4 protein-coding genes are annotated in these 15,188 nt (G+C 72.5%); all 4 read left to right on the top strand.

The genetic code is table 11. From position 1 onward, the window contains the following. Positions 1 to 4: 4 nt before the first annotated feature. The 4 genes from Q0994_RS17760 to fabD are packed head-to-tail and all read left to right on the top strand — an operon-like array spanning position 5 to position 15,117. The gene (locus Q0994_RS17760) at positions 5 to 4,438 is read left to right on the top strand and encodes a beta-ketoacyl synthase N-terminal-like domain-containing protein (RefSeq protein ID WP_299535812.1); all 4,434 of its coding nucleotides are present in this window, start codon (positions 5 to 7) and stop codon (positions 4,436 to 4,438) included. Next, positions 4,431 to 12,809 (top strand): type I polyketide synthase, encoded by an 8,379-nt coding sequence (locus Q0994_RS17755; protein ID WP_299535809.1) that lies wholly within the window; start codon positions 4,431 to 4,433, stop codon positions 12,807 to 12,809. The genes Q0994_RS17760 and Q0994_RS17755 overlap by 8 nt, the downstream gene beginning before the upstream one ends. Continuing rightward, positions 12,806 to 13,870 (top strand): ketoacyl-ACP synthase III family protein, encoded by a 1,065-nt coding sequence (locus Q0994_RS17750; RefSeq protein ID WP_299535807.1) that lies wholly within the window; start codon positions 12,806 to 12,808, stop codon positions 13,868 to 13,870. Before Q0994_RS17755 ends, Q0994_RS17750 begins: the two co-directional genes overlap by 4 nt. Continuing rightward, positions 13,870 to 15,117 (top strand): ACP S-malonyltransferase, encoded by a 1,248-nt coding sequence (fabD, locus tag Q0994_RS17745; RefSeq protein WP_299535804.1) that lies wholly within the window; start codon positions 13,870 to 13,872, stop codon positions 15,115 to 15,117. The genes Q0994_RS17750 and fabD overlap by 1 nt, the downstream gene beginning before the upstream one ends. Positions 15,118 to 15,188 lie beyond the last annotated feature (71 nt).

Genomic DNA, 15,188 nt, shown 5'->3' with positions numbered 1-15,188 from the left:
CCCCGTGAAACAGCTCCTGCTCGACTTCCTCTGGTCCCATCTGCGCACACTCGGCGCGTTCCGTGAATCCGGGCAGACTCCCGAGGCCGCACGGGAGTCCGCCGGCCTCGCGCCGGGATACGGCGCCTGGTTCGAAGAATGCCTGCGCCTGTTCGAGGCAGCCGGCCACCTCGACCGGCGGGACGGCAGGATCCTGCTCGACGACGCCACGCGCCATCGTCCGATCGAGCAGTTGTGGCGCGAGTGGGAGACGGAAAAGCCCCGGTGGCGGGAGAACCCCGACCTCGCGGCCACCCACCTCCTGGTGGAGACCGCCCTGCGTGCCTTACCCGACATTCTCACCGGACGGCGACCGGCCACCGAGGTCATCTTCCCCGGAGGATCGCTGGAACTGGTGCAGAACGCCTACGCGACCAACCCGGCATCAGCGTTCTTCAACCAGGTGCTGGCGGCCGACCTGGTGACCCGACTGCGAAGGCGGGCACGGTCCCTGACGGCGGACGCCGCGCGGATCCTGGAGATCGGCGCCGGCACGGGTGCCACGAGCGCCGTCGTCCTGGAGGCGCTGCGGTCCGCGCGACTGGACGTGCGCGAGTACTGCTACACCGACATATCAAAAGCCTTCCTGCACCACGCGGAGCGTTCGTTCGCCGCAGAGAATCCTTCACTGACCTGCAGAATCCTGGACATCGAGCGTCCGGTCACGGATCAGGGCCTCGCCCTCGGCGGGTACGACGCCGTGGTGGCCGCCAATGTCCTGCACGCCACCCGGGACATCCGCCACACCCTGCGCAACGCCAAGGCGCTGCTCAGGCCCGGCGGACTGCTCGTCCTGAACGAGCTGACCGCGAACAACCTGCTCAGCCAGTTCTCGTTCGGCCTCCTGGACGGATGGTGGCGCTACGAGGACCCGCACCTGCGCATCCAGGGCAGCCCGCTGCTCTCCACGGCCCGCTGGCGGCACGTCCTGACGCAGGAGGGGTTCCGCGCGATCGCCCTGCCCGCGCAGGATGCCGAGGATCTGGGACAGCAGATCATCGTGGCCGAGAGCGACGGCGTCGTACGGCGCACGACGGCCCTGCCGCGTCCGCCCGCGACGCAGACCGAGCCGGTGCGCGAGAGTCCGGCGCGGGCCGTGGCCGGTCACAGCTCCCGGAGCGGGCCCGCGGACCGGCTGCGCGCCCGAACCGAGGCCGTCGCGCTCGACGTACTGGCAGAGGCGTTGGACATCCCGCGGACGAGAATCGGGCGGGACGAGCCCTTCTCGGACTACGGGCTCGATTCGATCTTCGCGGTGAACGTGGCCCGGACCCTCGGCGGGACGCTCGGCATCGACCTCGACATCACGGTGCTGTTCGAGCACAACACCCTGGCCGAGCTGTCCGAGTTCATCGTCTCCGCATACGCCGAGGAGCTGCGGGAGACGCTCGTGCCGGAGCCCGCACCGCCGGACCGGGCGCCCGATACCGCCCAGCCGCACCCGCGGCCGCAGCCCGAGCCGGACGAGGCCGCACTCGACGCCATGGCGATCGTCGGCATGTCCGCGCGCTTCCCCGGGGCCGACGACACCGATGAGTTCTGGCGGGTCGTCGAGGAAGGCCGACGGTGCATCACCGCACCGCCGCAGAAGCGTGCCGACTGGGCGTGCCACGGCGACGAGGCAGCCGCATTACGAGGCGGATTCCTCGACGGGGCGCATGAATTCGACCCTCTCTTCTTCCGCATGTCGATGACCGAGGCGCGCCAGGTGACGCCGGAGCTGCGCCTGCTGCTGATGACGTCGTGGAACGCCGTCGAGGACGCGGGCTACCGGCCGGCCGAACTGCGCAAGCGGCCCACGGGCGTGTTCGTCGCCACGACGCAGAGCGAATACCGGCCCGCGGCCACGGACCTGATGAGCCTGCCGTCGCCCGCGATGGTGCCCAACCGGATCTCGTACCTGCTCGACCTCAACGGCCCCAGCGAGCAGAGCGACACGACGTGCTCGTCCTCCTTCGTCGCCCTGCACCGGGCGATCCGGTCCATCCGCGACGGCGAGTGCGAGCAGGCGCTCGTCGGCGGCGTGAACCTGGTGATGTCGCCCGCGGGTTTCGACGGGATGCGGGCCGCGGGAATGCTCAGCCCGAGCGGCGACGTCCGGCCGTTTCAGCAGGGTGCCGACGGAACGGCGCGCAGCGAGGGCGTCGCCGCCGTCCTGATCAAACCACTGAGGCGGGCCATCGAGGACGGGGACTTCGTCCACTGCGTCGTGCGCGGCACCGGCGTGGCCCACGGCGGCAGAGGCGTGTCCTTCACGGCACCGAACATCAAGGGCATGAAGGCGGCCGTCGCGCACGCCTACGCCGACGCCGCGATCGATCCGGGCGCCGTGGACTACATCGAGACCCACGGCATGAGCTCGATGCTGGCGGACAGCGCGGAACTGGCGGCGCTCGGCGCCGGACTCCGCAGCGAGGACGACAGCGAAGACGTGACGTACCTGGGCAGCGTGAAGCCCTGCATCGGGCACACGGAGGTGGTCTCCGGCCTGGCCGCGCTGGTGAAGACCGCGCAGGCCATGCGGCACGGCGTGATCCCGGCGCTCCCGGGCTTCGGGCGGCTGCACCCCGACCTCTCCCTCACGGGGACGCGCCTGCGCATCACCGCACAGAACCTGCCCTGGCCCGAGCGCACCGACGACGCCGGCCGGCCGCTGCCGCGCCGCGCCGGCATGCACAGCTTCGGGATCGGCGGCGTGAACGCCCATGTCGTACTGGAGCACCACCTCGCCTCCCCGACCCCGGACGAGGACCCGGGTGCCCAGGTCCTCGTGCTCTCGGCGCAGAGCGTCGACGCTCTCCGCGAGCGGGCGCGACGGCTGATCCATCGGCTGGCCGAGGCGGACCCGCGCTCCTGGGCGGACATCGCGTACACGTTGCAGGTCGGCCGCGAGGCGATGAGCTGCCGGCTGGCCTTCGTGGCGCGGAGCACGGACGAGGCCGCCCGCCTTCTGGGCGGTTGGCTCGGCGGAGACCCGGACCCGCTCGCCCGCGTGGCGTTCGCCGACGGCATCGATCCCGCGGCAGCCGCCGCCGAGTACGACGGGGAGCCGACCCAGCTCGACCACGTCGCACAACAGTGGGCTTCGGGCACGTCCATCGACTGGGATTCGATGCACCGCGGCGCCCGACGCCGGCGGATCGCCCTGCCCGGGTACCCCTTCGCACGCCGGGAGTGCTTCGCCGAGCAGGCCCCGCGGCCGGACCGGACCCCGCACACGGGCGTCGGCGCTCCGGACGGCGAAGCCTTCGTCGCCGACCTCGTCGCCTCGGTGCTGGGCCTGCCGCGCCACGAGATCGACGCCACGAGGTCGCTCGCCGACTACGGTCTCAACTCCCTGCTCCTGGTCGCGATGCTGGGCCGGATCAGCAACGCGTTTCCGGGGTTCCGGCCCGAATGGTGGCAGCCGCACGACACCTTGAACGACGTGGTGGCACGGCTGCCCGAGGCGGCGGCCCACCCCACCCGCGTGCCGCCCCCGGAGCTGGTGCGCCTCAACGGAGCGACCCGGGGCAGGCCGGTCTTCTGGATCCACGGCGCCCTCGCCGGCGTCGAGTCCTACCGCACGATCGCCGAGCGCATCGACCGCCCGTTCTACGGCATCCAGGCCCGTGGCCTGCTGACCGACAACGCGCCCGTCGAGGGCGTCACGGCCATGGCCGAGTACTACACCGAGGTCATCCGTTCGGTGCAGCCCGAAGGGCCGTACGACGTCGGCGGGTTCTGCCTCGGCGGCATCGTCGCCTACGAGGTGACCCGGCTGCTCCAGACACAGGACCAGGACGTGGCCTCGCTGACGATGGTCGACTCACCCGACGCGACCGGCCTGGCGAAATCGAACGCGAACGGGTTCCAGTCCGCGCGGAGCGCGGCTCTCCAGGTCGTCAATTCCCTGCTCTGGCCGACGGGGGAGAAGGACCCGGCGGTCCTGCGTGCTCGTCTCGTCCACCGGGACGAGGTCGCGGAGCACCTGGACGAGGACGCGTTCGTACAGCAGCTCGCGGAGCTGGCGGCCGGGCGCGGACTCGCCATGAGCCCCGCCCAGACCGCTCGGTTCGTCCGGCGCAACATGGCCATCCAGCTCGCCTACCAGCTCGGCGAGCACACCATCAGCCCTCTGCCACGTCCGGAAGCCGTGGTCGCCACCTACTTCCGCAACCGGCGCGGGCTCTTCCTGGGCGAGGCCGAACCCTACTTCCAGGTCACCGGCGAGACCTTCTCCCTCGACCACGTGAACTACCAGCAGGACTGGCGACGAGAACTGCCGGGCCTGCGCCTGGTGGACATCGACGCCGCGAACCACATGACGATCCTGAACGACGCGGAACCGCTCGCCGCGATCGAGCAGACATGCCTGGCGCTCTACGCGTCCGACGAGATCGGGGCTTCCCGTGACTGACCAGACTCCCGCCCGGACCGACGACCGCCACGAGCCGGTGGCGATCGTCGGCATCGGCTGCCGACTGCCGGCCCTGATCGAGGATCCGACCGCACTCTGGCAGGCTCTGCTCCAGGGGGTCGACGCGGTACGGCAGGTGCCGGCCGACCGGTGGAACGCCACCGCGTGGGCCGACGCGGAGGCGTCCGGCCGGGCGGCGAACCGCCGAGGCGGATTCCTCGACGACGTCACCGGATTCGACGCGGAGTACTTCGGCATCCCACCGGCCGAGGCCCGGCAGATGGACCCGCAGCAGCGCATCGCCCTGGAGGTGGCGTGCGCCGCGGTCGAGGACGCGCGGCGTTCCACCGCGAGTCTCGCGGGCACACGCACCGGCGTCTTCATGGGCGCGATGTGGCAGGAGTACCCGCTGTTCACGCAGGGCGCCGCCGAGGCGATCCACGCCCACTCGGCCATCGGCTGGGACAACTCGGTGATCCCGTCCCGCATCGCCTACGCGCTCGGGCTGCGCGGCCCCGCGATGGGCGTGGCGACCGCGTCGAGCTCCTCCCTGGTCGCCGTCCACCTCGCCGTGCAGAGCCTGCGCTCCGGCGAGTCGGACTTCGCACTGGCCGGCGGCGTCAACCTGATGCTGCACCCGAACACCTCGGTGGCCTTGACGAAACTCGGCACGCAGAGCCCCGCCGGCCTCAGCCGGGCCTTCGACGGCGACGGCGACGGTTACGCCCGAGGCGAGGGCTGCGCGGTCGTCGTGCTGCGCCGGCTGTCCGACGCGCTCGCCGACGGCGACCGCGTCTACGCGCTGGTGCACGGCAGCGCCGTCAACAACGACGGCGCGACGGACGGACTGACCGCCCCCAGCCGCGAGGCGCAGACGGAGGTGCTGCGGTCGGCGTGGCAGGACGCAGGCGTCGCGCCGCGTGCGGTGTCGTACGTCGAGGCGCACGGCACGGGCACGTCGCTGGGCGACGTGACGGAGGCGGGCGCGCTCGGCGCCGTGTTCGGGCCCGACCGGCCAGCGCCGCTGCGCATCGGCTCGGCGAAGACGAACTTCGGCCATCTCGAACCGGCGGCCGGCGTGCTCGGGCTCGTCAAGACCGCGCTGGCGGTGCACCACGGCGTCATCCCGCCGAGCCTGCACTTCCACACACCGAACCCGCGCATCGACTTCTCCGCCGAACGCCTGGACGTGGTCACCGAGGCGGCCGCGTGGCCCGCCGGGCCGCGGTTCGCCGGAGTGAGCAGCTTCGGATACGGCGGCACCAACGCGCACGTCGCCCTCGGCGAGGCACCCGGGGGCACGCCGGAACGGGACGCACCGGGCGCGGACGGTGCCGTCTGCCTGACGGTGTCCGGCACGAGCACGCAGTCGCTCGCGCGCAACGCCGAACGGCTGGCGACCCATCTCGGACAGGCACCCGGGACGAGACTGTCCGACGTCGCCCACTCGCTGGCGACGACCCGCACACAGCACCCCGTGCGCGGCGCGGTGATCGCCGGCACGACCGACGAGGCGGTGGCCGGCCTGCGGGCGCTCGCCGCGGACGAGAGCCACGACGCGGTGGTGACGGGTGCGGTGGCCGATCGCGGCCGCGTCGCGTTCGTCTTCCCCGGTCAGGGGGCCCAGTGGTGGGGGATGGGCCGGTCCCTGTGGGAGCAGAACGACGCGTTCCGCGAGGCCGTTGCCGCCTGCGACGAGGCACTCTCCCCGCACACCGGGTTCTCGGTCGCCGCCGTCGTGCGGGGGCAGGACGGTCTCGCGCCGACGTTCACGCGCACGGACGTGGTGCAGCCCGCGTTGTTCGCCATGTACGTCGGTCTCGCCGCGATGTGGCGCGCCTGGGGCGTCGAACCCTCGGCGGTCGTCGGCCACAGCCAGGGCGAGGTCGCCGCGGCGGTCGTCAGCGGGGCGTTGAGCCTGGCGGACGGCGCTCGCATCGTGGCGTTGCGCGCCCGCGCCGTGCACGACCGTGCGCCGGACGGGGCGATGGGACTGGTGGAACGCCCGGTGGGTGAAGTCGTCGAGGAACTGGCGGCCTACGGCGAGGCGCTGTCCGTCGCCGTGGTGAACACCCCGCGCTCGACCGTCGTGGCCGGCGACAGCGGGGCGGTGGACCGCTTCCTCGCGCAGATGGAGGCCACCGGCGCGTACTGCCAGCGCGTGGATGTGGACTACGCCTCGCACAGCCCGCACATGGACGTGCTGCTGCCCGAACTGCGCGAACAGCTCACGGGTCTTGTCCCCGCGGAGGCGGGGATCGCCTTCTACTCGAGCGTGACGGGGGAGCGGGCGACCGGGCCGGAGCTCGACGCGGACTACTGGTGCCGCAACCTGCGCGAGCCGGTGCGCTTCGACCGCGCGCTCGAACGCCTGAGAGCGGACGGGTTCGGAACCTTCGTCGAGGTGAGCCCGCATCCGGTGCTCCAGATAGCACTGGCGCAGGGGACCGGATCCGACGGGGCCGCCGTCGTGGTCGGCAGCCTGCGCCGCGGCCACGGAGGGCTCGAACAGGCGCTGCGAGGACCGGCGGAGCTGCACACCCAAGGGGTCCCGATCCCCTGGCAGCGTGTGTTCGCCCCGGACACACGCAGGGCGGACCTTCCGGCGTACGCCTTCGACCGCCGCAGTTACTGGCTGGACGAACACGACGACGCGATCCCGGTCCTCGCCGGTGCTTCGTGGCGCACGGACGTGAGGGCACTGCCCGAACCCGAACGTCCCGGAGCAGTGGTCGCACTCGTCACCAAGGAGGCCGCGGCCCTGCTCGGCCGGCCCGCGGCCGACGTGCGCCCCGACCTCCCCCTGCGCGAACAGGGTTTCGACTCCCTGATGGTGGTCGAGCTGCGAAACCGGCTCAGCGCACGGACACGGGTCCCGCTGCCCACCGTGCTCGCCTTCGACTACCCCACACCGCGGGCGATCGCGACCCTGCTGCTGACACACGTCGACGCGCAGCACGAGGCCCCGCACGCGCCGCCCGCCACCGACGCGGTGCCCGCGCGGCCCGACGACGACGACCCCGTCGTGATCGTGTCCATGGCCTGCCGGCTTCCGGACGGAATCGACACGCCCGAAGCGTTCTGGAGACTGCTCGTCGACGGCCGCGAAGCCTCCTCCCCGTTCCCACGCCGCTGGGACGGGTGGGACCTCAGCACGATCGAGGAGGCGGAGCACGCCGCCACCGGCAGGCGCTTCGCGCGCAAGGGCGGCTTCGTACGCGACGTCGAGGACTTCGACGCGGCGTTCTTCGGGCTCAGCCCGCGCGAAGCGCTGTCCCTGGACCCGCAGCAGCGACTCGTCCTGGAAGTCGTGTGGGAGGCACTCGAGCGGGCCAATCTGCGCACCGCTTCCCTCGAAGGCAGCAACACGGGCGTCTACCTCGGCGCCATGAGCTCGGACTACGACGTCGCCCGGCGCTGGGACGTCGGAAGCAGCGACGGCTACAAGATCACCGGCAACGGATCGAGCCTGATCTCCGGCCGGGTGTCCTACACCCTCGGCCTCTCCGGGCCGGCGCTCACCATCGACACCGCGTGCAGCTCCTCACTCGTGGCCCTGCGCCTGGCGTGCGAGGCGCTGCGCAGCGGCGAGTGCGATCTGGCGCTCGCCGGCGGAGTGACCGTGATGAGCACCCCGCAGATCTTCGTCGAGTTCAGCCGCCTCGACGGGCTCGCGGCCGACGGCCGCTGCAAGAGCTTCGCCGACGACGCCGACGGGACGAGCTGGGCGGAAGGCTGCGGCGTCCTGGTGCTCAAGCGGCTCTCGGACGCGACGCGCGACGGCGACCGTGTGCTGGCCGTCGTGCGGGGCACCGCCATGAACCAGGACGGCCGCAGCCAGGGGCTCACCGCGCCGAACGGCCTCGCGCAGCAGCGCGTGCTCCGCAGTGCCCTCGCCGACGGGGGACTGACCCCGGCCGACATCGACGCCGTCGAAGCGCACGCCACCGGCACCGTGCTCGGCGATCCCATCGAGGCCGGCGCCCTCGCCGCGGTCTTCTCGGGCCGCGTGCGGCCCCTGCACCTGGGATCGGCCAAGTCCAACATCGGCCACGCCCAGGCGGCCTCCGGCGTCATCGGCGTCATCAAGATGGTGATGGCGCTTCAGCACGAGTGGCTGCCCCGCACGCTCCACGCGGAGAAGCCGAACACCCGCATCAAGTGGACCGGCGGCGAACTGGAGCTCCTGCGGCAGGCGAGGCCGTGGCCGCGGACACGGCGGGTGCGCCGCGCCGGCATCAGCTCATTCGGCATCAGCGGCACGAACACGCACGTCATCATCGAAGAAGCACCACAGGCCGCGCCCGCGGACCGGCCCGGCGACGATCCGGTCCACCCGCCGGCCCACCCGCTGGTCGTCTCGGGCCCCGACGCGGACGCGCTGCGCGCGCAGGCCCGGCACTGGGCCGAATGGCTCGACGCACGGCCCACCGGGTCGATGCGGGACATCGCCCACACCTCCGCCGTCGGCCGTACGCACTTCGACGCGCGCGCCGTGGTCTTCGCGGACAACGCCGTCGATGCCGCCCGAGCCCTGCGGGCGATCTCCCCCGGCTCCGGCACGGCGCTGGGGGAGATCGCCTTCGTGTTCGCCGACCAGGACCCGCGGCCACCAGGCACCGACGGTCAACTGCTGGAGCAGAGCGCGGTGTTCCACGACGCCGTGGCGGAGTGCGACGCGGTCCTCTCGCCCCTGACCGGCTGGTCCGTGCTGAAGGTGCTGCGCGGTGAGGAGGACGTGGACAGCCCCGATGTGCTGCCGTGCACACGGTTCGCGGCCCACCTCGGACGTGCGGCGCTGTGGCGCAGCTGGGGTGTGGAGCCGGCTGCGGTGGTGGGCGACGCACAGGGCGAGGTCGCCGCCGCCGTCGTGAGCGGGGCGTTGAGCTTGGAGGACGGCGCCCGCGTCGTCGCCCTCCGGGCACGCGCGCGCTCGGGGGACACGATTCCCGGTGCGCTTTCGGGGATCGTCCCCGCCCGGACCTCCATCCCCTTCCGTTCGCGTCTGACGGGCGAGACCGTGCCGGGCCCGGAGCTCGGCGGCGACTTCTGGCTCCGCGACCTGCCGGAGACGGAACCCACGAGGCCCGACCGCGCGTTGGAGCGGCTGCGCCACGAGGGGATCGGAGCGTTCGTCGAGCTCGGCACACCGCCCGAGGGGGCCTCGGGCGGCCTGGACCAGCTCTGGCGAGCGGCCGCCACACTGTTCGAGCAGGGCTTCCCGCTGGACTGGGAACGCGTCCTCGGGTCCTGCGGCGCCGGCAAGACCGACGTCCCGACGTACGCGTTCCAGCGCCAACGCTTCTGGCTCGGCGACCTTCCGGCCGGGCCCGCCGCGGTGACGGCAGACCGGTCCGCCGACGGGCACCCGTGGTTCGACGCGGTCACGACGCTCGCCGCCGGCGGCGGTCACCTGTTCACCGGCCGGCTGTCCCTCGACGACGGCCCGTGGCTGGCCGATCACGTCGTCGGCGGGCAGGTCTACGTGCCGGGCGCGGGCCTGGCCGACGCGGCGCTCTTCGCCGCCCGGATTGCGGGTGCCGACGCCGTGGCAGACCTGACACTGCTGGAGCCGGTCGTCCTCCTCCCGGGCCGCGCGCTGCGGATCCAGGCCACCGTCGGCGATCCGGACGCGCACGGGCGGCGCGCTTACGCGTTCCACAGCCAGCCCGAGGACACCGGCGAGCCGCTGGTCTGGCAGCAGCACGTGACCGCAGAGTGCGTGACCCGCGCGGGCGCCGGAGCCACGATGCCGCCGGACCTCGCCGACCGGCCGGTGCGCGGGGCCCGGACCCTCGACGTCGAAGCCTTCTACGGACGCGCCCTCGCCAACGGCCTCGACTACGGCCCGGCCTTCCGCGGACTGCGCGAACTCGCCCGCCACGACGGCGTCTACCACGCGCGGGTATCACTCCCGGAGGCGCTGGATCCGGCCGGCCACGGCCTGCATCCGTCGCTGTTCGACGCGGCACTGCAGGTCGTCGTCGCGGGCCTGATGGAAGCGGGCGCCGCTCCTGGGCCGCTCGTCCCGTTCATCTGGTCGGACGTCGAGCTGTTCCGTGCCGCGGGCAGAGAACTGACCGTTCGCGTGTCGTTCGAATCCGGCGGCGACGAGGATCTCGCGCCGGCCACCGTGTGGCTGGCCGACCCGGCAGGCCACCCGGTGGCCCGGATCGGCGGGTTGCGGTTCCAGCCCGGCAGGCGTCGCGGACACCCGTTCGCCGAGCACCTCTACCGCGTCGCCTTCGAACCCGTACACCCCGCGGCCGAAGCCCTCGACCCCGCGGGCACCCTCGTGGTCGGCGACGCGGAGTGGGGCGCGGGGCTCGGCGCCGACGTCGTACCCGACCTGGACGCCCTCGTGAAGCGGCTCGACATCGGGGCGGACACGCCTCGGCGACTGCTGTTCGCGCCGCCCGACCGCGCGTCCGACCAGTGGTACGACGCGGAACGGAGCGCGGCCGAAGCGCTGCGGGCCCTCCAGACGTGCTTCGGCGAGGCCCGGCTCCAGGACGCGGAACTCCTCTGGATCACCCGTGACGCCGTGTCAGCGAGCCCCGACGACCAGGTGGGGAACTGGGCCCAGGCCGCGGTGTGGGGCATGGTGCGCACGGCCCGCACGGAACAGCCCGAGCGGGTCCTGCGCCTGATCGACCTCGATCCCGGCACCCCGGACTTCCGGCTCCTGGCGCACGTCATCGAGACCACCGGCGAGCCGGAGTGCGTGCTGCGCGACGGGACCGCCCACGTGCCACGGGCGAAACCGACCGTCGAGGAGGCCGATGCGCTCGTCCTGCCGGACGAAGACGGCTGGCACCTGCACCAGGGGGAGGACGGCCACCTGGGCGTCATCGCCGCCACGCACGACGGGGGCGCCCCGGAGCCGGTCGCACCGGGTGAGGTCCGCGTCGAGGTGCGCGCCGCCGGGATGCCCCCGGAGCACGCTGAGGTACTGGCGTTCGCCGGGACCGTCGTGGAGACCGGCAGCGCCGTCACCTCCGTACACGCGGGCGACCGGGTCATGGGCCATGCGGCAGTCGCGCTCGCCCCTCACGTCCGCGTCGAGGGCGCCACCCTCGGGCCGATGCCCGCCGGGCTCACCTTCGCACAGGCGGCCGCTGATCCGTCCGCCCCCGACGCGGGGCAGGACACGGTGCCGTTCACCGCCTTCGACGTACGCGACGCGCCGTACGCCCTGCACCACGCGCGGCAGAACGCCGGGCACAGGACCGTGCTGACCCTCCCACGCGCCCTCGACCCGGACGGCACGGTGCTGATCACCGGCGGTTCCGGCGAACTCGGCAGCGTGCTTGCCGCACACCTGGTCCGCGCGCACGGGGCGCGGCGGTTCGTGCTGCTGTCGCGGCGGGGTGACGGCACCCCCGGAGCCGGCCCGTTCCTGCGGGGACTCGAAACCGCGGGCGCGGAGCAGGTGGACCTGGTCGCGGGCGACGTCACGGACCGGGCCGCGGTGGCCGCGGTACTCGAAGGGATCGACCCGGACCATCCCCTCACGGCCGTCTTCCACCTCGCCGGCGTGCTCGACGACGGCCTGGTGGAGGGCTTCACCGCGGAGCGGCTGCACCGGGTGATGGCACCCAAGGTCCAAGGGGCGCGCCTGCTCGACGAGTTGACCGAGCACCTGGACCTGGCCGCGTTCGTACTCTTCTCCTCGGCGGCCGGAACACTGGGCACCGCGGGACAAGGCGGGTACGCCGCGGCGAACGCGACGCTGGACGCCCTGGCGGCGAACCGACGCAAGCGGGGCCTGACCGGACTCAGCCTCGCTTTCGGGCTCTGGGAACAGGCCGGAGTGGGTATGACCGCCCACCTCGGCAAGGCCGAGCTGGGACGCCTGCGGCGCCAGGGGGTCGGTGCCCTGACCCTGACGGAGGGCTTGCACGCCCTGGACGTCGCACTCGCGCGGCCCGAGCCCCAGTTGCTGCCCGTGCACCTGGAACTGGGATCGTTGCGACACGCGCTCGGCGCCGCGCAAGCCCCGCCCTTGCTGCGCGGCCTGCTGCGACGCACCACCACGGAGCACAGCACCGAGGCTTCCGGGACCGCGCAGTCCCTCGACACGCGGATGGCGGGCGCCTCCGAAGCCGAGCGGCCGGCTCTGCTGCTGGAACTCGTCCGCAGCGAAGTCGCCGACGTCCTCGGCCTGCCCGGGCCCGACAGCGTGCCGTCCGACCGAGCACTGCGTTCCCTCGGGATCGACTCGCTCACCATGGTCCAGTTGCGCAAGCGCCTCGCCCAGCGGCTGAACACCACGCTGCCCGCCACCCTGGTGTTCGACTACCCGACCGCCCAGGCCATCGCCGGGCACCTGCTCCACGACGCCACCACCCTGAGAGGGAACGAGAAGTGAAGACAGAGGCCCTGTTCATCGCGGGTACCGCGACCTACCTGCCCCCGGCGACCAAGGTCGAACAAGCCGTAGCCGACGGCCGGTTCGACGCCCAGGACGCCGAGGACACGCAGCTCGAGTCGGTCTGCGAGGCCACGGACGAAGCTCCGCCCGAGATGGCCGTGGCCGCTGCCCGAGCAGCCCTGCACAGGTCGGGCCACCGGGCCGAGGACATCGCGCTGCTGCTGCACGCCTGCGTGTACTTCCAAGGCCTCGAGCTCTACCCCACGGCCTCCTACATCCACCGCGAAGTACTCGGGGACCACTCGGCGCTCGCCTTCGAGGTCAAGAACGCGTCCAACGGCTGCATGACCGCGCTGGACATCGCGGCGCGCTCCCTCGTGGCCACCGACGACGTGGCGGCGCTGGTGACCACCGCCGACAAGGTCGGTCCGCCGGCGATCGACCGCTGGAACAGCGACATCGGCATCGTCCCCGGCGACGGTGCGTCGGCGATGGTGCTCAGCAGGAGGTCCGGGTTCGCCCAGGTGCTGAGCACCTCCACGGTGTCGGACCCGACCCTGGAGCGTCTGCACCGCGGCGACGCGCCCTTCACGCCTCACCACGACCCCACGGTCCCCATCGACCTGCGTCTGCGCAAACTGCAGTACCTGGGAGACGTGGAGCTCGACGAGTTCACCCGCCGGTTCCGGGCCGGACTCAGCGCCTGCGTCGACCGGGCCCTGCACGACGCGGACATTCGCCTGGGCGACGTCGCCCGGTTCGTCGTTCCGCACTTCGGGCGCATCGTGCTCCAGCGCGAGGTCCTCACCGCGCTCGACATCGACCTCGACCTCACGACCTGGTCCTGGGGGCGCACCGTCGGCCACCTCGGCGCGGGCGACCAGATCGCCGGACTCGACCACCTCGTGGCGGAGCGCGCCGTGGACGTCGGTGACCTCTGCATGCTGCTCGGCGTCGGCGCCGGCTTCACCTGGACCAGCGCCGTGGTCCGGATCACCGAGCTGCCCGAGAGGCCCACGCCGCCGGCCGGATTCGACCTCGGGGGCGGACGGATCTGATGCGCTGCTACGTGTTCCCGGGCCAGGGCACCCAGAAGAAGGGCATGGGGCGAAGCCTGTTCGGCAGGTTCCCCGACCTCCGTCGACGCGCCGACCGGGTGCTCGGATACCCGATCGAAGAACTCTGTCTGGAAAACCCGGAACGACGGCTGTCCGAGACCGCGTACGCGCAGCCCGCGATCTACGTCGTCAACGCGCTGCACTGGGCGGCGGCCGAGGAGGACCTGCCGCCCGCGGACTTCTTCGCGGGCCACAGCCTCGGCGAGTACAGCGCCCTGTTCGCGGCCGGCGCCTTCGACTTCGAAACCGGCCTGACCCTCGTGCAGCACCGTGCGGAACTGATGAGCCAGGTCGGCGGCGGTGCGATGGCCGCGGTCGTCGGTGTCTGCGAGCAGATCGTCCAGGACACCCTGAAGCAGCACGACGCCACCGGCGTCGTCATCGCCAACCACAACGCCCCCGAGCAGTTCGTGCTCTCCGGCAGCCGCGAGGAACTGGCCCGGATCAAGCCGGTCTTCGAGAAGGTGGAGGGCGTCCGGGGCTTCGTCCCGGTCCGGGTCAGCGGACCCTTCCACTCGCCGGCGATGGCACCGGCCGCCGCGCGCTTCCGTTCCCTGCTGGCCTCGGTCGATGTGGGCGAACCACGGACGCCGGTCATCTCCAACGTGACCGGCCGGCCGTTCGGCCCCGATGCGCAGGACGTCCGCACACTGCTCGCCGAGCAGATCGTCCAGCCCGTCCGCTGGACCGACTGCATCCGGTATCTGCGGGACGCGGGCGTGTCGGACTTCACGGAACTGGGCGAATCGCAGATGCTCACCCGGCTCATCGACCGGATCACCACCGCACCGGAGCCCGCACCCGATCCGCGCCGGGACCTGATCGAGCGCATCAGGCGCGAGATCCTCCAGCCGGAGATCGGCGACGAGGCGCTGGACTTCGACGCGGACGCGTCGTTCCGGCAGCTCGGTCTGAACTCGATCATCTACGTGCGCCTGGCCCGCCGCGTCGGGACGGCCCTCGGCATTCAGGTCAAGCCGGACATCATCTTCCAGCACCGTTCCTGCGCCGCCCTGGCGGACTACCTCCTGACCCGCGAGGACGTCGCCCGAGACGCCGCGCCCGAAGCTCCGCCCATAACTCTGCGGGAATACCAGGACGAACGGGTGACGGCCCTGCTGCGCGACTGCGCGGACGGGAACCTCAGCGTGGACCGGACCCTCGAGGCCATCCGCGCCCTCGCGTGACGAGCGCCGCATGCGCCACCACTTCGTCCTGCCGTAGGGGAGGCGCAGCGCCCACCATGGGCTGCACGGGC

The organism is uncultured Streptomyces sp. (assembly GCF_947488945.1).
In the GTDB taxonomy this organism is placed as follows: Bacteria; Actinomycetota; Actinomycetes; order Streptomycetales; family Streptomycetaceae; genus Streptomyces.
This window is presented reverse-complemented; position numbering and strand designations above follow the sequence as displayed.

Coding starts and splice junctions, on each gene's coding strand:
- fabD (WP_299535804.1), top strand. CDS start 13,870: ATGCGCTGCTACGTGTTCCCGGGCCAGGGCACCCAGAAGAAGGGCATG.